Origin of the sequence: Pseudomonas sp. R9.37 (genome assembly GCF_963878885.1) — a bacterium.
Taxonomy (GTDB): domain Bacteria; phylum Pseudomonadota; class Gammaproteobacteria; order Pseudomonadales; family Pseudomonadaceae; genus Aquipseudomonas.
On the sequence record NZ_CAWNZA010000043.1, the window covers coordinates 12,790 to 30,289 of the forward strand.

At 62.2% G+C, this 17,500-nt stretch carries 14 protein-coding genes; 12 read left to right on the forward strand and 2 right to left on the reverse strand.

Annotated features, from left to right (window positions below; all coding sequences use genetic code 11):
- Window positions 1–258 precede the first annotated feature (258 nt).
- From AACU78_RS19225 to AACU78_RS19235, 3 genes are read left to right on the forward strand one after another with little or no spacing between them, the layout of a single operon-like run.
- Window positions 259–1,794 (forward strand): MFS transporter, encoded by a 1,536-nt coding sequence (locus tag AACU78_RS19225; RefSeq protein ID WP_106577310.1) that lies wholly within the window; start codon window positions 259–261, stop codon window positions 1,792–1,794.
- Window positions 1,795–1,809: 15 nt separating this feature from the next.
- A complete protein-coding gene (locus tag AACU78_RS19230; RefSeq protein ID WP_106577311.1) occupies window positions 1,810–2,868 on the forward strand; it encodes an HlyD family secretion protein in 1,059 nt (352 codons plus the stop codon).
- Entirely contained in the window at window positions 2,865–4,310 is a 1,446-nt protein-coding gene (locus tag AACU78_RS19235) for an efflux transporter outer membrane subunit (RefSeq protein ID WP_106577312.1), read from the forward strand. Before AACU78_RS19230 ends, AACU78_RS19235 begins: the two co-directional genes overlap by 4 nt.
- Before the next feature lie 134 nt (window positions 4,311–4,444).
- Here the strand turns inward: AACU78_RS19235 and AACU78_RS19240 are convergent, their stop codons facing one another.
- The gene (locus tag AACU78_RS19240) at window positions 4,445–5,149 is read right to left on the reverse strand and encodes a DUF3142 domain-containing protein (protein WP_106577313.1); all 705 of its coding nucleotides are present in this window, start codon (window positions 5,147–5,149) and stop codon (window positions 4,445–4,447) included.
- Window positions 5,146–7,311: an outer membrane assembly lipoprotein YfiO gene (locus AACU78_RS19245; protein ID WP_106577314.1), complete on the reverse strand. Its 2,166-nt coding sequence runs from the start codon at window positions 7,309–7,311 to the stop codon at window positions 5,146–5,148. The genes AACU78_RS19240 and AACU78_RS19245 overlap by 4 nt, the downstream gene beginning before the upstream one ends.
- Before the next feature lie 287 nt (window positions 7,312–7,598).
- Here AACU78_RS19245 and AACU78_RS19250 point away from each other — a divergent pair, with 287 nt between their 5' ends.
- The 9 genes from AACU78_RS19250 (at window position 7,599) to AACU78_RS19290 (ending at window position 17,306) form a co-directional block, all read left to right on the forward strand.
- Window positions 7,599–9,212 (forward strand): glycosyltransferase family 39 protein, encoded by a 1,614-nt coding sequence (locus tag AACU78_RS19250; protein ID WP_106577315.1) that lies wholly within the window; start codon window positions 7,599–7,601, stop codon window positions 9,210–9,212.
- A gap of 170 nt (window positions 9,213–9,382) precedes the next feature.
- On the forward strand, window positions 9,383–9,628 hold the full coding sequence (locus AACU78_RS19255) for a DUF2789 domain-containing protein (protein ID WP_106577316.1): 246 nt from the start codon (window positions 9,383–9,385) through the stop codon (window positions 9,626–9,628).
- 268 nt (window positions 9,629–9,896) lie between these two features.
- Window positions 9,897–10,316 (forward strand): MarR family winged helix-turn-helix transcriptional regulator, encoded by a 420-nt coding sequence (locus AACU78_RS19260; RefSeq protein ID WP_106577317.1) that lies wholly within the window; start codon window positions 9,897–9,899, stop codon window positions 10,314–10,316.
- A complete protein-coding gene (locus AACU78_RS19265; RefSeq protein WP_106577318.1) occupies window positions 10,313–12,391 on the forward strand; it encodes an FUSC family protein in 2,079 nt (692 codons plus the stop codon). The genes AACU78_RS19260 and AACU78_RS19265 overlap by 4 nt, the downstream gene beginning before the upstream one ends.
- Complete coding sequence (locus AACU78_RS19270; RefSeq protein ID WP_016969155.1) at window positions 12,388–12,597, forward strand: DUF1656 domain-containing protein; 210 nt, start codon at window positions 12,388–12,390, stop codon at window positions 12,595–12,597. The genes AACU78_RS19265 and AACU78_RS19270 overlap by 4 nt, the downstream gene beginning before the upstream one ends.
- Entirely contained in the window at window positions 12,594–13,502 is a 909-nt protein-coding gene (locus AACU78_RS19275; protein WP_106577319.1) for an efflux RND transporter periplasmic adaptor subunit, read from the forward strand. Before AACU78_RS19270 ends, AACU78_RS19275 begins: the two co-directional genes overlap by 4 nt.
- Window positions 13,499–14,947 carry an efflux transporter outer membrane subunit gene (locus AACU78_RS19280; protein WP_106577320.1) on the forward strand — a complete coding sequence of 483 codons (1,449 nt, stop codon included), beginning with the start codon at window positions 13,499–13,501 and terminating at the stop codon, window positions 14,945–14,947. The genes AACU78_RS19275 and AACU78_RS19280 overlap by 4 nt, the downstream gene beginning before the upstream one ends.
- A gap of 80 nt (window positions 14,948–15,027) precedes the next feature.
- Window positions 15,028–15,660, forward strand: a complete 633-nt coding sequence (locus tag AACU78_RS19285; RefSeq protein WP_106577321.1) for an NADH:ubiquinone oxidoreductase subunit N — start codon at window positions 15,028–15,030, stop codon at window positions 15,658–15,660.
- Window positions 15,661–15,809: 149 nt separating this feature from the next.
- On the forward strand, window positions 15,810–17,306 hold the full coding sequence (locus tag AACU78_RS19290; RefSeq protein WP_106577322.1) for a YdgA family protein: 1,497 nt from the start codon (window positions 15,810–15,812) through the stop codon (window positions 17,304–17,306).
- Window positions 17,307–17,500: the final 194 nt, after the last annotated feature.

Genomic DNA, 17,500 nt, shown 5'->3' on the forward strand with positions numbered 1-17,500 from the left:
CTTGCCCCGCGTTGGGCTGCGAAGCGGCCCCAAAGCCAGGCGCTGAGTTTCATCAGAAAACTCTCAGTGTCTTTATCGGGGCCGCTTCGCAGCCCAGCGCGGGGCAAGCCCGCTCGCCACAACAAGCCAGCTACCACAGGATAAGTGCGCGGCTGGGAGTTGCGTCTGACGCACTTATAAGCTTCCGGCAAGTAACTTTTTGTTATGGGTGTGCCTGATTAAACTGCTCGGGTATTTCTTATCCCGAGTTACCTGTCCATGACCTCCCTCGCTGCCCCCGCCCTCCAGGCTGCAGCCAAACCCACTGCGCTCAACCCGCCCGTGTTCGGCCCGCGCATCATCATTGGCTTGGTCGGCGTATTGCTGGCGGTGCTGGTGTCCGGTCTGAACGAGATGGTCACCAAAGTCGCCCTCGCCGATATCCGTGGTGCGCTGTACATCGGTTTTGACGAAGGCACCTGGCTGGTCGCGGCTTACACGGCGACCTCCGTGGCGGCCATGGCTTTCGCGCCCTGGTGTTCGGTGACGTTTTCCCTGCGCCGCTTCACGCTGTGTGCCATCGCTTTGTTCACCGTGCTGGGCATCCTGTGCCCGTTTGCGCCGAACTACGAAACCCTGCTGGTGCTGCGCACCGTGCAAGGCCTGGCCGGTGGCGCGTTGCCGCCGATGCTGATGACCGTGGCGCTGCGTTTCCTGCCGGCCAACGTCAAGCTGTATGGCCTGGCGGGTTACGCACTCACCGCCACGTTCGGCCCAAGCCTGGGCACGCCGTTGGCGGCGCTGTGGACCGAGTACGTCGGCTGGCAATGGGCGTTCTGGCAGATCGTCGCGCCGTGCCTGCTGGCGATGGCCGCCGTGACCTACGGCTTGCCACAAGACCCGGTGCGCCTGGAGCGCTTCAAGCAGTTCAACTGGCGCGGCTTGCTGCTGGGTTTCCCGGCGATCTGCATGCTGGTGATCGGCTTGTTGCAGGGCAATCGCCTGGACTGGTTCGAGTCCGGCCTGATCACCTTCCTGCTCAGCGGCGGCACGCTGTTGCTGGTGCTGTTTCTGATCAATGAATGGTCGCAGCCGATTCCGTTCTTCAAGTTGCAGATGCTCGGCCTGCGCAACCTGGCGTTTGCCTTGATCGTGCTGGCAGGCGTGCTGATGGTGCTGACGTCAGTCATCATCATCCCGTCGAGTTTCCTCGCCCAGGTTCAGGGTTACCGGCCGCTGCAAACGGCGCCGGTGATGTTGCTGATGGCGTTGCCGCAGTTGATTGCGCTGCCGTTGGTGGCGGCGCTGTGCAACCTGCGCTGGGTCGATTGCCGCTGGGTCCTGGGGACTGGCTTGAGCATGCTGGTGCTGTGCTGTGTGGGCAGCTCGCACCTGACGTCGGAGTGGATCCGGGATGATTTTTACGGCCTCTACCTGCTGCAAATCTTTGGTCAGCCCATGGCCGTGCTGCCGCTGCTGATGCTCTCCACTGGCAGCATCCAACCGATGGACGGGCCATTCGCCTCGGCGTGGTTCAACACCGTCAAAGGCCTGGCCGCCGTGGTCGCTACCGCCGTGCTGGACGTGCTGACCACCCAGCGTCTGCACTTTCACTCGACCATGTTGGTGGACCGCCTGGGCAACTCGCCCCTGGCCGACGGCGACGCGCCGGGCCTGGCGCACCGCCTGCACGAGCAGGCCGTGGTGCTGACTTCTTCGGACCTTTATTACGTCATGGCCGCCGTCGCGGTGGCGTTGATTCTGCTGATTTTCTGGATGCCGACGCGGATTTTTCCACCGCGCGCACCGACCTAGCCAAAAGGATTTCTCATGAAACGCAAAGACAAAATTGCCGTCGCCGTTATTGCTGTATTTGCCGTCGGTGTACTGGTTTATCTGGTCGCGCCGGGCCTGTTGGGCAGCAAGCGCCAGACCACCAACGACGCCTTCGTTGCCGCCGACTTCACCTTGGTGGCGCCGCGCGTGGCCGGTTTTATCAAGGAAGTGCTGGTGGAAGACAACCAGCGCGTGAAGGCCGGCCAGCTGTTGGCGTTGATCGATGACCGCGATTTTCGCGCCGCCGCCCAGGCAGCCGATGCCGACACGCTCGTCGCCCAGGCCCAACTGAAAAACGCCACCGCGACCCTCGAACGCCAAAGCTCGGTGATCGCCCAGGCCCAGGCCACCGTAGCGGCGGACCGTGCCGAAGTGGCTTTTGCCGAACACGAACTGAACCGCTACAACCACCTCGCCGGTGTAGGCGCGGGCACCGTGCAGAACGCCCAGCAAGCCAAGACCCGCATCGACCAGGCCACCGCGCGCCTGGCTAATGCCACGGCGGTGCTGGCGGCAGAGCGCAAGCAGGTGGAAATCCTCACCGCCCAGCGCGATGCCGCCGAAGGTGGACTCAAGCGTGCTCAGGCAGCGCTCGAAATGGCCAGCTATCAACTCTCTTACACGCGCATCGTCGCGCCGGTGGATGGCATGGTCGGTGAGCGCGCGGTACGGGTGGGCGCCTATGTCACGCCGGGCAGCAAGATCCTCGCCGTGGTGCCCTTGGCCGAGGCCTATGTGGTGGCCAACTTCCAGGAAACCCAGTTGTGGCATATGCACGCCGGCCAAGCCGTGCAGGTGCGCGTCGACAGCCTCGACGGCGAACTGCTCAAGGGGCATCTGGAAAGCCTCGCACCCGCCACGGGCGTGACGTTCGCCTCGGTCAAGCCCGACAACGCCACCGGCAATTTCACCAAGGTGGTGCAACGCATTCCGGTGAAAATCGTGCTCGAACCCAATCAACCACTGACCGAGCGCTTGCGTGTCGGCATGTCGGTGGAGGCCAGCGTCGACACCCAGCCTGTTGCGCAGCCACGTGAGGTGGCCCAGCAATGAAGCCATTTGCCTGGCTCACCTTGAGCCTCATCAGCCTCAGTGCCTGTACCGTTGGCCCGGATTTCCAGCGGCCGCAAGGCCCGCACATCACGCAATGGGGCGAGCCCCAAGGGCGCCAAGCCGCCAGCCGCGCCGTCACCGAGCCTTTGCAGGAGCGTTGGTGGGACGTGTTCCACGACGCGCAACTTTCGGCCCTCACACGCCGTGCGCTCACCGATAACCTCGACCTGAAACTGGCCAGCAGCCGCCTGCAACAAAGCCGCGCCGTGCGCCAGGTGACCACCGCCGAGCGTTATCCCAACGTCAACGCCACCGGTGGTTATCAGCGCGAGCGCAACAGCGCTAAGGGCTTGAATGATCCCTCTGGCGAGAATGGCCGTTCGGCGTTCAACCAATGGGACATGGGCTTCTCTGCCGCTTGGGAATTGGACTTCTGGGGCCGTGTAAAACGCGAAACCGAAGCCGCCGACGCCACCCTGCAAGTTGCCGAAGACGACCGCCGCACCGTGCTGTTGTCGGTGCTCGCCGAAACCGCCCAGGACTACATCCAGTTGCGCGGCGTGCAGAACACCCGCGCCGTCACCGAGCAAAACCTCGACGTGGCGCGCCACAGCCTCAAGCTCTCGCAACTGCGCCTGGCCGACGGTGTGGCGACCGACCTGGACGTGGCCGAGGCGGCTGCCCAAGTGGCCGCCATCGAAGCGCGCCTGCCGGATTTGCAGCAGCGCCAGGACCAATTGATCAACGCCCTGAGCCTGTTGATGGGCGAGCCGCCACAAGCCCTGCATGCGCAGTTGTCCAAGGACGCCGCCGTGCCGCAAACCCAGCGTCAGGTCGCCATCGGCTTGCCGTCCGAGTTGGCTGAACGTCGCCCCGACATCCGTCAGGCCGAAGCGCGCCTGCACGCGGCCACTGCCACTATCGGCGTGGCCAAGGGCGACTTCTACCCGCGCATTACCCTGTCCGGCAGCCTTGGCTCCCAGGCCCTGCAACTGTCGGATTTCGGCTCATGGGGCTCGCGCGCGTTCGCCTTCGGCCCGCAATTCAGCTTGCCGCTGTTCAACGGCGGGCGTCTGCAAGGCATGTTGAACCTGCGTGAAGCGCAGCAACAGGAAGCTGCGCTGGCCTACCAGCAAACCGTGCTGCGCGCCTGGCATGAAATCGACGACCAGCTGACCCGTTACAACGCCAGCCAACTGCGCCGCGACAGCCTCGCCGAAGCGGTGCGCCAGAACCAGATCGCGCTGAGCACCGCGCAGCAGCAGTACGTCGAAGGCGTGGTGGATTTCGTCAATGTGCTCACGGTGCAAAGCGCGCTGCTGGCCACGCAGGAACAATGGGTTGAAAGCTCCACCGGCGTGTCGCTGGCCATGGTTGGGTTGTATAAGGCGTTGGGTGGCGGTTGGGAGTCGGTGTATCCATTGCAAACCGCTGGGCGATAACGGTTCTACAGTCGAGCTCGGTCAAATTGTGGGAGCGGGCTTGCTCGCGAAGGCGGTCCAGGAGGGGGCATCGTTGTTGCGTCAGCCATCGCCTTCGCGAGCAAGCCCGCTCCCACATGGAATCCGTGCGTGGATCACGGATTCTGCAGAAAAACCACATACCCGCGAAACCACTCATTCCCCTTCAAATACCCCGGCGCCTCCCACACCCCACCCTGAATCAACCCCACCTTGAATGGCAGCCCCAGCCGGTTCATGCGCGGTAAATACGCGGCGTAATCCGGGATGCTGTGGCGCCCTTGATACGTCTGCACCACCACTTCATCCACCACGCCTTTGAGCTGGGCGATGGCGCTTGGGTCGGCGTTGCTGCTCCAGTCCATCAGCCCGGTGATGCTCAGCTTCAAGTCGGCGGGCAGGCGGTGGCGCAGGTCGCGCAGGAAGTCGGCGTATTCGTTCAGGTATTGAGTGCGGGCGTCGAAGTCGATCTGAATGCCGACCACCGGGTTGCCCGCGTCGCGCCAGCGTTGCACCTGGCCGAGCACTTGGGTGTAGACCTGTTCTGGCCAGTGCAAGGTGTGGGCGCGGTAGACCACCCAGACTTCGCCCCGGGTGAGGCGTGGTATGCCCAGGCCCTGGGCGATCAGTTGCACGCCGCGCTCGGGGGCGCGGCGGGTGGAATTGATCTGGCCTTGCAGGATGTACAGAGTGTTGGCCTGTTTAAGCACCGGTTGCGGAGTGACGCCACTCCACAACCAGAAGGCGTCGTAGTCGCGAGCATCCACGGCGCCAAAGGCCGGGCTTGCCAGCAGGAGCAAGCCGAGCCACAGGTGCTTCACCAGTAGTACTGCAGCGATTTGCCCCACTGGGTGTCGGCGAAGCCGCTTTTGAGCTGGCGGAACCAGGCCTTGCGTACGGCCGGTTCAACGTCATCGCCGCCGCAGCTGTTGTAGCCGGCCGGTGCATAGCAGTTGATGGCACGGAACAGTGCGTAGGCTTTGTCGTTCTTCGGCGCCTTGGCGTTGGCGATCACCTGCTTGTAGCCGTTGAGCCGCGAGAAGGTTTCACCTGGAAATTGCGACGCGGTGCTGCCCAGGCTGCCGGCGGCGCGTGTCTGCTCCAGAGGCATGCCGTCGAGGTTATTGCGCAAGATGAACTCACCGAAGCAGTTCAGGGCTAGCGGGTTTTTCGCGTCGGTTTGCAAGGTGGCGGCGGTTTGCGCGATGGCCGGGCAGCTGTAGCCGGATTCGGCTTTTTCACCGTTCCACTGGAACAGTTTCAAGCTCTGGCCGCCGCTGTAGATATAGCCCAGGCTGGTGCCCAGCTTGTCTTCAGGGGCCGGCGTTGGCAGTTGCTTGAGGTCGTCGGCGAAGGTGGCGAACTGGCCGCGCAGCAAGTCTTTATAAAGCAGCACGAATTGCGCGGTCTGGCGCTCGACCGGATCGTCGGCCTTGGCGATCTGCTGGCGCAGCAAGTCAGGCCCGGCGACGTTGCGCAGCAGGATATAACGCACTTGCTTGGCGCTGATCGGCGAATCGGCGGCGAACACCTTGGCCAGCTGGCCGCTGCGTTCATAGTTGAGTGCCAGGGCCAACTCCAACTGGTCGCGTTGCAGCGCCAAGTTGGCCAGCGGCAGCAGTTGCAGCCACAGGTCTTGTGCGCCTTTCCAGTCTTGCTTGGCCTCCAGGGCCAGGGCGCGCAAGGTTTGTTGGCTGAAGGCGAAGTAGTTCAGGCTCGACGGCACGCTGTGCGGCAACTGCTTCAAGGCGGCATCCGGTTGATGCTCGACGTACAGCGCGCTCACGGCTAACAAGTAGTCGTAAAACGCCGGCTCATCGGCAAACGCTGCTTTTTGCTTCTCAAGGTCTGCGCGGCTGAGGGCCGGCTGGTTGCCGCCACGCATGACCATCAGGTCGCTGACGAGTTGGATCATCGGCGTCTTCACCGTGTCGCTATTGACCATCAACAGCTTGAGGTCGGCCTCTTCGACCAATTCATCCACCGACACATTGCGCTGCTCGTCGGTAGCCTGAGTCAGTTGCCAGGCAAAGGCCTCGGCGAGTTTTTCGTTGTCGTCCGCCAGCCAGTACACCCGGCGCAGCAAGCCGCGCGCGGAGGCGCTGTACTCGCCCTGTGGATAAGTTTTCAGATAAGCGTCGAAACCCTTTTCGGCCTCGGCAAGCGCGGGTTTATCCACACGGTCGAGGTGCGGCACGCCGTCTTCGTCATAGGTGTTGGCCTGGGCCTGGTTGAGTGCGTTGCGCGCGGTCATGTACAGCGCGGTTTCTTTCAGCCAGGGCGAAGCGGCGTTCTGGGTGGCGACGAAGCCAGGCCCGGAGTCGGTGAAACGACCTGCGTAGAAATCGGCGGCGGCTTGCAGGTACGTGCGAAACAACTGACCTTCGGTCGACTGGATATCTTGCGACGGCTCCACCACCGGGCCTGTCCATTCACAGGTGGTGAGCAATTGCAGGCGCGCCTTCACCAGCAGATTGCGCTCTGCGGCCGGCATGTCGGCTTTGACCACCTGGCTGATAAAGGCGGCGGCGCTGTTGTCGTCGTTGCTGCGGCAGCGGCTGCCCTCGCCATTGAGGAACGCATCGCCGGCAGCTTTAGCGTCGTCGCGCTTGATGCCCAGCGGTTCAAGCAGTGCATCGAGCGGCGAGGTTTTGGGGGTGTCGGGCGTGCTGACCGGCTCGGCTTCGCCACGCGGCACAAGGCGATACACCGGGAACGGCACCGGGCCAAAACCCTCTGCCAGGTCATCTTCGCTCAAGGCATTGGGCGTCAGCGGCGCGGCTTTCTTGTCGGCCAGCAACAAGCGCAGGTTGGCCCGGCTGTCATTGCCAGGGCTCAGGAACGGCAGGTTGTTGCAGGGGTCCAGCGTGTCACGCGACACCCGCCAGTCGGGGTAACACGAGTCGTCCGAACTGGCCTGGGCCGGTAGGGAAATGCCGGCAAGCAGGGCCAGTGCCAGGGGTGACAAAAAACCGATGCGCATGACGTGTCCTTGATCCTGAGTCCTTGGAGGGTGCTAATCATAGCTTGATCCGACAGCCGCTTCGGTGAAGGCCTACACAAATTGCTGATTTGTCCGATTTTTGGTCGTGGCATTGCTCAGCGAAACCCAGGCGCAGTCGCAGGTCCATCAGGTACCAGTCAAGTGCTGCAGCGTGCCGCCCAACGGTTGTAAAACAGCGAGCGAAAACGGGGCTTTTGTCCTAGAGTGGCGCTTGTTTGCGCATGTGCAGGTTTTTCCCGGAAACGGGCAGTATCAGGGGAATTGAGGTGCGACGGTCTGTGGTAGAGCAAGACGACAAAGTTGGGGCATTTCACGCGGTCAATCGCCTCTCGGGCGCCTGGGAAGGCGCCAGTTGGCTCAGCCGGTTGTGGTGGGTGCCGATTCTGGCGCTGGCCATGGCCGTGCGTTTCTATGGCCTGACCGCTTCGGCGATCTGGGGCGACGAAGCGTCGAGCCTGCTGCTCAGCGAATACGCCATGGAGGACCTGTGGTTTCACGCCGCCCATGATGTGCACCCGCCGCTGTACTTCTTCATGCTGCGCGGTTGGATCGAGCTGTTTGGCGATGGTATCTGGTCGATTCGCGGCATGAGTGCTCTGCCCGGCGCGGCGGCGGTGGGGCTGGGCATCTGGCTCACGCGACAGCTGTCCACGCGTCGTGCGGCGGTGCTGGCCGGTGTGCTGCTGGCGTTGTTTCCGACGGCGGTGCGTTACAGCCAGGAAGTGCGCATGTACTCACTGCTGGCCGTGTGGTTGCTGGGCGCCACGCTGGCGCTGGTGTACTGGGTGCGACAGCCCGAGCGCACGCGTTACCTGGCCGTCTATGTAGTGCTGATGGCGGCCGGGTTCTACACCCACTATTTCACTGCGCTGTGCGTGTTGGTGCACTGGGCGTACCTGGGCGTGTTGTGCCGCTCACAGGCGCCCGGCCAACGCTTGATCATTCGCCCGTCGTGGTGGTGCGCCAATGCGCTCATTGTGGTGTTGTACCTGCCGTGGCTGCCGAACCTGTTAGACCTGACGCAGCACATTGAACAGCTCAAGGTTGGCGGTGATATTGGCTGGGAAGACCCGGTCTCGTTGATTTCCGTGCCGTCGATGGTCTGGCAGTTCATGCTTCAGGATGAAGGCATCGGCTTCTGGCCGCCGCTGTTCTGGCTGTTCCCGCTGCTGCTGATCGCCGTCGTGGGCATCGCGGCCTGGCGTGACCGTGAGCGGTATCGCCCGGCATGCCTGCTGGCGCTGTTTTTTCTGCTGCCGCTGTTGCTGGTGTACGGCGTCTCTTTCATTTCCCCGGTATTTATCGAGCGCTACCTTACGGTCTACGCACTCGGGTTGCCGATCCTGATGGCCCTGGCCATCGACCGCCTGCCCAAACGCCTGGCATGGTTGGGCGCGGCGTTGTTTGTGTTGTTCGTGGGTGTGGAACTGCTGGGGTTGAAGAACAACGCCACCGTGGATGCGCATGATCAATTCAACGTGCCGGTGGAGTTCGTTAACCGCAACTATCAGGAAGACGACCGCATCGTCCTCAGCGATATGCTGTGGTACTTGCCCTACGTGTATTACGACGAAACCGACGCCCAATTGCAGCTCTACACGCCCCCCAAACCCGACGGCACGCCGACCCGGCCGAACGCCTACGGTTTCGGCACGTTGGTGGATCAGGACGGCGGGCGTATTTACCTGGACCGTTTGTCGGCATTACCGGCCGATACGCACCGCGTGTGGCTGATCAGCAGCACGGAAATGCCGGATGAGTTCGCGCCGATTCCTGCCGACTGGCGCCAGCTTTTGCAGCAGGACGGCGGCGGGGCACGGGCGCGCTTGTTTGTGCTGTGTCGCGGGCCAGAGCCCTCGCAGCCCGAGGGTTGCCGTTAATCAAGCATCGGTATCAAGTACATGCCCGCAACGCCTGTTGCGGGCCAATCCCTTCGAAAACACTAAGCGGGTTGACGACTTCGTTGATGGCACAGTGGTGCGTCACGCGGTTGTTGGCCTGGCTGGCGCCTGGGCTAGACTCACAGGAATGGTCTTCGTAGGAACCCACCATGGAATCGCCTGTGCACAGCTTGCCGTCACTGTTCAAACAGCTGGGGCTGCCGGATGACCCGGTGAGTATTGAGCGGTTTGTGACGGTACATTCACCGCTCAAGCCTGAACTGCATCTGGCGGACGCGTTTTTCTGGACGCCCAGTCAGCGAGCGTTTTTGCGCGAAGAGATTTTGGAGGATGCCGATTGGGCGGAAGTGGTGGATCAGCTGAGTGTGTTGTTGCGCACGGGGCGTGAGGGGTAAAAATATCGGCCTCAGCGGCGTTGGGATTTTGCCGACAGCTTGTACCGATGACCTTCAGGTGCGACGCCAACGCTGACCCAACGTGGGAGCCAAAGTGGAAAAACCAGCACACCCATTCAAACCCGCTTTACTTACCCACGGCACCCCGCGCCACCCATCACAAATTTGTTTCAAAACTTGACTGCTTTGGACGCATCCACCATATTGATAGTTAGCAAACTAACTGTATGCGAACAATCCAGTGCCTCATTCCCTCGAACAACTCCAGATGAACCTCAGCAGCAGCATGGTGGTGGGCGCCCGCAATTGGCGCAAAATCTGCCAGACCACGCTGGTGAGCTACGGTATTTCCGAAGCCTGCGCCGTGCCCTTGTTGATGATCGGCCGCTTGGGCGACGGTGTGCATCAGGTAAAAGTCGCCCAGGCGTCCGGGATGGAAAGCCCGTCGTTGGTGCGCCTGCTTGATCAGTTGTGCGCCGGCGGCTACGTGTGCCGGACCGAAGACGTGCATGACCGGCGCGCCAAGGCCTTGAGCCTCACCGAGCGCGGTCGCGAGCTGGTGCAAGCGGTGGAAGTGCAGCTGGTGCGCCTGCGTCAGGAAGTGCTGGCGGACATTGCCCACAGCGACCTTGAAGCCGCCCTGCGCGTGCTGCGGGCGTTCGAAGCGGCTGGGGTTGCAGCGCCTTGAACGGATTTTTTACCGGTTTTCCGCCAGCCCGCGATTGGTTCTACGGGGTTCGTACGTTCGCAGCGTCAATGATCGCGTTGTACATCGCCATGCTCATGCAAATGCCACGTCCGTACTGGGCGATGGCCACGGTGTATATCGTCTCCAGCCCGTTTGTCGGTCCTACCAGTTCCAAGGCGCTGTACCGCGCCATCGGCACCTTCATGGGTGCAGCGGCGGCGGTGGTGTTTGTGCCGATGTTTGTGCAGGCGCCGTACGTGTTGGTGGTGGTGATTGCGTTGTGGACGGGCATTTTGCTGTTCCTGTCCATGCACCTGCGCACCGCGAATAACTACGCGCTGATGCTGGCCGGCTACACCTTGCCGCTGATCGCGTTGCCGGTGGTGGATAACCCGCTGGCGGTGTGGGATGTGGCCGAGGCGCGGACCGAGGAGATCTTTCTCGGTATCGCCGTGGCGGCGGTGGTGGGCGCGATGTTCTGGCCACGGCGCCTGATGCCGGTGTTCGATGGCTCGGTGACCAAATGGTTTGCCGATGCCCAGGTCTACAGCCTGCGGTTTTTGACGCGCAACGTGCAGCCGGAAGAGGTCAGCACCTTGCGCGGCGGCATGGTCGCCACCTTCAACACCCTGGAATTGATGATCGGCCAGTTGCCCCACGAAGGCGCGCGGCCGCAGACCGTCCGCAACACCAAGGAACTGCGCGGGCGCATGATTCACTTGCTGCCCGTGGTGGATGCGCTCGACGACGCCCTGTACGCCGTCGAACACCGCGCGCCGGAGTTTCTCGACCGACTCACGCCGGTGCTGGAGGCAAGCCGGCAGTGGCTGGAAAGCACCGTTGAAACCGCCCCGCTGGAAAGCTGGCGCGTGCTGCGTGATCAAGTCGATGCCCTGCAGCCCCAAGGCGAAGCGCTGGATGATCGCCACACGTTGCTGTACTCGAACGCCCTGTATCGCCTCGGCGAGTGGATCGACCTGTGGCAAGACTGTCGCAGCCTGCAGGCCGCCATCCAGTGCGAAAGCCAGGACACCTGGCGCGCGGTATACCGCCACTGGCGCCTGGGCCGGCTGACGCCATTTCTCGACCGTGGCTTGATGTTCTATTCGGCGTTTTCCACCGTTACCGCGATCATCGTCGCCTCGGTGCTGTGGATTTTGCTGGGCTGGACCGACGGCGGCAGCGCGGTGATCCTGGCCGCCGTGGCCTGCAGTTTTTTTGCCTCGATGGACGACCCGGCGCCGCAGATCTACCGGTTCTTTTTCTGGACCGCAATGTCGGTGCTGTTCGCCAGCCTTTATCTGTTTCTGGTGCTGCCTAACCTGCATGATTTTCCGATGCTGGTGCTGGCGTTTGCCGTGCCGTTTATCTGCATCGGCACGCTCACCGTGCAGCCGCGTTTCTACCTCGGCATGCTGCTGACGCTGGTCAACACCTCCTCATTCATCAGCATTCAGGGCGCCTATGACGCAGACTTCCTGAACTTCGCCAACGTTAACCTGGCCGGCCCCGTGGGTTTGTTGTTTGCCTTTGTGTGGACGTTGATTGCGCGGCCGTTCGGCGCCGAACTGGCGGCCAAGCGCCTGACCCGTTTCAGTTGGCGCGACATCGTCACCCTGACCGAACCTGCGACCCTCGCCGAACACCGGCACATGGCCGCGCAAATGCTCGACCGCCTGATGCAGCACCTGCCGCGCCTGGCCCTCACCGGCCAGGACACCGGCATCGCCCTGCGCGATTTGCGTGTGGCGCTGAACCTGCTCGACCTGCTGGCCTACTCGCCGCGTATCTACGGCGTGCCTCGGGTATTGCTCAACCAGGTGGTGGAAGGCGTTGGTGGTTACTTCAAGGCCTGCCTGAAGGCGGGTGAACGCTTGCCCGCGCCGAGCGGTCTGCTGATGACCCTGGACCGCACGCGCCGCGCCCTCAACGGGCAAGGCCTGCAAGACGAAGACGACACCCGCCTGCATCTGCTGCACGCACTGGCCGGCTTGCGCCTGTCGTTGCTGCCTGGCGTGGAATTTATTGGCGGCACCGAAATGGAAGCGCCGCTGCCTGATGGAGCGCCTTTATGATCGGTGATCTGGATATCAGCGGGGTGTTCCTGCCCACGCTGCTGGTGCTGATGGGCATTACGTACGTGTTGTTTCTGGTGGTGCACGGGCTGTTGACGCGCATTCACTTCTATCGCCTGGTCTGGCACCGGGCATTGTTCAATGTGGGGCTCTACGCGCTGTTGCTGGGCGCGGTGGACTCACTCAGTCGATATCTGATGACATGAAAAAACCTTTTTTGACCATCGGCCGTGTTGTCCTGACGTTATTGATAGTGACCTTCGCTGTCGTCGTTGTGTGGCGCATGGTCATGTACTACATGTTTGCGCCCTGGACCCGTGACGGGCATATCCGTGCCGACATCGTGCAGATCGCCCCGGACGTGTCTGGGTTGATCCAGCAAGTCGACGTGCGCGACAACCAGTTGGTGACCAAGGGCCAGGTGCTGTTTGCCGTGGACCAGGACCGCTTCAAGCTGGCCCTGCGCCAGGCCCAGGCCGCCGTGGCCGACCGCCAGGAAACCCTGGCCCAGGCCAATCGCGAGTACAAGCGTAACCGCGGTCTGGGCAACCTGGTGCCAAGTGAGCAACTGGAAGAAAGCCAGTCCCGCGTGGCCCGCGCCCAATCGGCCCTGGCCGAGGCGCAGGTGACGGTGGACGCCGCCCAGCTCAACCTCGACCGCTCGGTGATCCGCAGCCCCGTGGACGGCTACGTCAACGACCGTGCGCCGCGCAATCAGGAGTTCGTCACCGCCGGGCGCCCGGTGCTGTCGGTGGTCGACAGCAACTCCTTCCACATCGACGGTTACTTTGAAGAGACCAAGCTCGACGGCATTCACGTCGGCATGGCCGTGGATATTCGTGTGATCGGCGACAACGCGCGCTTGCGTGGCCATGTGCAAAGCATCGTTGCCGGTATCGAAGACCGTGACCGCACCAGTGGCTCCAACCTGCTGCCCAACGTCAACCCGGCGTTCAGCTGGGTGCGCCTGGCCCAGCGGATTCCGGTGCGCATTGCCTTTGATGACGTGCCGGCGGACTTTCGCATGATCGCCGGGCGCACAGCCACGGTGTCGATCATCGATGACAAGACCGCCGCCAAAGAAACCGCGCAGCAGGGAGAAAAACCATGAAACCGGCGGCGTTGCTGGCCACGGCTGGCTTGGGTTTGCTGCTGTCGGCCTGCCAGGTGGTAGGCCCGGATTACAAACTGCCGGACAAGGCCGCTATCAACCGTGGCGACCTGCAAGGGCAAATCGCGGGCGAGGGCCACAACGTGGTGTCGGCGCCGGTGCCGGCGGACTGGTGGAAGCTCTACAAAGACCCACGCCTGGATGAGCTGGTACGCCAGGCCATGGCCTCCAACACCGACCTGCGGGTGGCCGCCGCCAACCTGCAACGCGCGCGTTTCCAGACCCAGGAGGCTGAATCGGCAGGCGGCTGGAGTGCCGGCGCCAAGGCTGAGGCCCAACGTTTGCAGGAATCAGGTGAAGCGTTTTTGCTGACTGAAAAAGTCCCGGTTGGCAACATCGGCAGCGCCAGCATCAGCACCTCTTACCAGTTCGACCTGTTCGGCACACTGCAGCGCGGCATCGAAAGCGCCCAGGCCACCACTGACGCCGCCCAGGCCGCCGCTGACATCGCGCGCATCACGCTGGTAGCGGATGTGGTGCGCTCCTACACCCAGGTGTGCGCGGCCAACGAAGAACTGGCGATTGCCAACGAGTCCCTAGACCTGCAGGCCCAGAGCACCAAACTGACCCAGCGCCTGCGCGATGCCGGGCGCGGTGATGAAACCCAGGTGACGCGTTCGCAAACCCAATACAAATCGTTGCGCGCCGACATGCCGCGCTACGAAGCATTGCGCCAGGCGGGCTTGTTCCGGTTGTCGATGCTGCTGGCCAAGCCGGTAGACCAACTGCCAGCGGGCACCGGCACCTGCGCCGAGCTGCCGCACATCGCCCAGTTGCTGCCGGTGGGCGACGGCGCGACCCTGCTCAAACGTCGCCCCGATGTGCGCCAGGCTGAGCGCCAACTGGCCGCGGCCACCGCGCGTATCGGCGTGGCCACCGGCGCGTTGTACCCGGACATCAGTATCGGCGCCACCGTGGGCACGGTGGGTCTGCTCGATGACTTGGGCACGCCGGCCACCAACCGCTGGGGCTTTGGCCCGTTGATCAGTTGGTCGGTGCCGACCAACGGCGCGCGTGCGCGCATTCATGAAGCCGAAGCCGCGACCCAGGGCGCCCTGGCGCACTTTGACGGCGTGGTGCTCAATGCCATCCGCGAAACCCAGACCGGCCTTGCGCAATACACCGCGCAGTTGCAACGCCGCGACGCGTTGGCCGATGCCGGCCAGTCTGCCAAGGAGGCGTCGGAGCAGACGCACCGCTTTTTTCAGGCCGGGCGCGCCTCGTTTTTGGCCGACCTGCAAGCTACGCGCACCTACACCGATGTGCGCGCGCAGCTGGCGGCGGCGAACACCCAGGTTGCCATGAGCCAGATCGATCTGTTCCTGGCCTTGGGTGGTGGTTGGGAAAGCGGACGAACGCAAGCGTCACAGGCCAGCAAACCCTGAGCTAAAAGCTATGCTTTGTCAGTGAGTCGCGGTGGCGGCTCACCTGACACTGCTCGCGTTTGCTCATGGGGATTCCAATAATGAAAAACCCTTATGCTCCCGCTTTCTGGTGCGTGTGCTTCGCACTGGTGTTGTTATCGGCTGCCTATTTCTACGGCGTCATGCTTGCCCATCAAATCGACAAGGCCATGGTGTTTCTCGACAGCGCGTGCCTGGTGATTGGCACGTTGTCCATTGGCGTGGTGGCGTGGGCGTCGTATCAAAATCAACGGGTGAAGAAAAAACTGCTCGAACAAGGCAAGACCCGCGTGGCGATCTGGGACACCAAAGTTGCCTTGCGCCGGGTCGAAACCGTGTTCGACCGCTATTTCTGGGGCAGCTACTGGCAGCCTGGGCGGACCTTCCAGGAAGTCATGGGCGAACTCACCGGCACCCCGCTGGAAAAAAGCCTCGAAGCCCTGAAAAAACAGTGCGTGCTGCTCGACCAGCAGGTAGCCGACGGTAGGCATTGGCTGAATAACGCACGGGAATTGTCCGACGTGGCCAACGCCATGGCACGCGAGCGCTACCAACTGGACTTCTGCAACCCCAAGGTCGACACCCCGGGAAACGCCGTCATACACCGCGAATTCGAGGTGTTGGTGTACACCTGGACCGCCCGTTTGAAGAGTTTTGATCATCAACTCGATGAGATTGAATTGGAGTACTCGTGAACCAACGGTTGACCTGACCCCTCTGAAAAGCTGGGCCGTTCCCGGCCGCCAGTGCTAATCTTCCCCCGTTTTCGGCGGGTTTGAGCCAACCCCTCTTGGGGGTTCAAGGAAGACAGCCCACTTCTCACAGGATTTGATCAGGTCACTTCATGAATAAGCCAGCAGTTGTTCTTTTGGGTTTCGTTGTCGCCGTCGGCGTCGTCAGTGCAGGTGGCGCCTGGTACACCGGTAAGCAACTGGAGCCGGTGCTGCAGACCGCGATCCAGAACGCCAACAAGGAACTGCAGACCTCCATGGCCGGCGTTGACGGCAGCGTGAATCTGGAGCTGGTGTCCCTGGACCGTGGCCTGTTCAGCAGCACCGCCCACTACCGCCTCAAGGGTCAAGGCAGCGTATTCGGCGAAGAAAACCCGAACCCTGAGCTGCTGTTTGTCGACCACATCGAACACGGCCCGCTGCCGTTTTCGCGTCTGGTGTCGCTGAAATGGCTGCCGGTCATGGCCACCAGTCACTATGAGCTGGAAAAGAACGCCACCACCGAGAAATGGTTCGCCGCCAGCAAAGACGTGTCGCCGCTCAGAGGCGTGGCCAATATCGGCTACAACCGTTCGGTCGATGGCAACGTCGAACTGCTGCCTCTGGAACTCAAGGACGACAAGTCCTCGGTGAGCTTCTCCGGCGCCAACCTGGACTTCGACGGCACCGCCGAAGGCCAGAAGGTCAAGGCTGAAGGTTATATGAACAGCCTCAAGGTTGCGGTGATCGATGCCAACGGCGCGCCTTTTGAAGCCGAACTGTCCGGCCTGACCGTGGCCAGCAACCTGGAGAAGACCACGTTTGGTTTCTACACCGGGCAAAACACCGTTGAGCTGACCGACACCAAAGTGACCTTCGGCCCGCAGAAAGCCGTGCTGACCCTCAAGGGCTTCGAGCAGAAAGACACCAGCGAGACCAAGGACAACAACCTGGCCGGCCGCGTCGATTACAAAATCGATGAGATCGGTTACCAGGGCAAGCCTGTCGGTTCGGCCGCCATGGCCCTGAGCATGAAAAACGTCGACATCCCGGCCATGCTGGTACTGACCAAGCTGTATCAAGACAAGATGCAACCGGTGCAAGCCGCCGCCGCTGCCGGCCAGCCCGTACCTGAGCTGCAACTGACCGAAGCCGAGCAGACCCTGGCCGAGGCCAACGTCAACCAGGTGCTGGCTGCCAAGCCACAAGTGGCGGTGGAAAACCTGTCGTTGAAAACCACCCACGGCGAAAGCAAATTCAACCTGGTGGTCGACCTGACCAAGCCGGCTTCGATGGAGCTGCCGCCAGTTGAACTGGGCAAGCAAGTCATCGCGCTGCTGGATGCCAACCTGACCCTGTCCAAGCCAATGATCGGTGACGTCGCTGCACTGCAAGCGCAAGTGGGCGGCGTGACCGACCCTAAAGCCATCGAGCAGCAATCGCAGATGGCGGCCGAGATGGTCAGCGGCATGGCCGTCGGCACCCAGTTGGCTACCCTGGTGGGCACGGATGTGGTCTCCAAGCTGCATTACGCCAACAATGAAGTGACCTTCAACGGCCAGAAGATGACGGTTGAGCAATTCATTGGTTTTGTAATGGCCAAAGCCGGCGCGGTCAGCGGCGCGCAGTAAGATTTCTTACATCAGTAAGAAATAAATAATGGGGGAGCAGGGTTGCCTGGGGCAGCGGTCAAACAGTCGGCATACGGGCCGGCGGTGACCGGTCAGCCCAGGCAAGTCTGCTCCCCCATTGGCTTTTCTGTTGCCGGGACAATTCTGAACAATTGTTCCGAATTGGACTTTTCCCTACATTCATAGGGGATAGT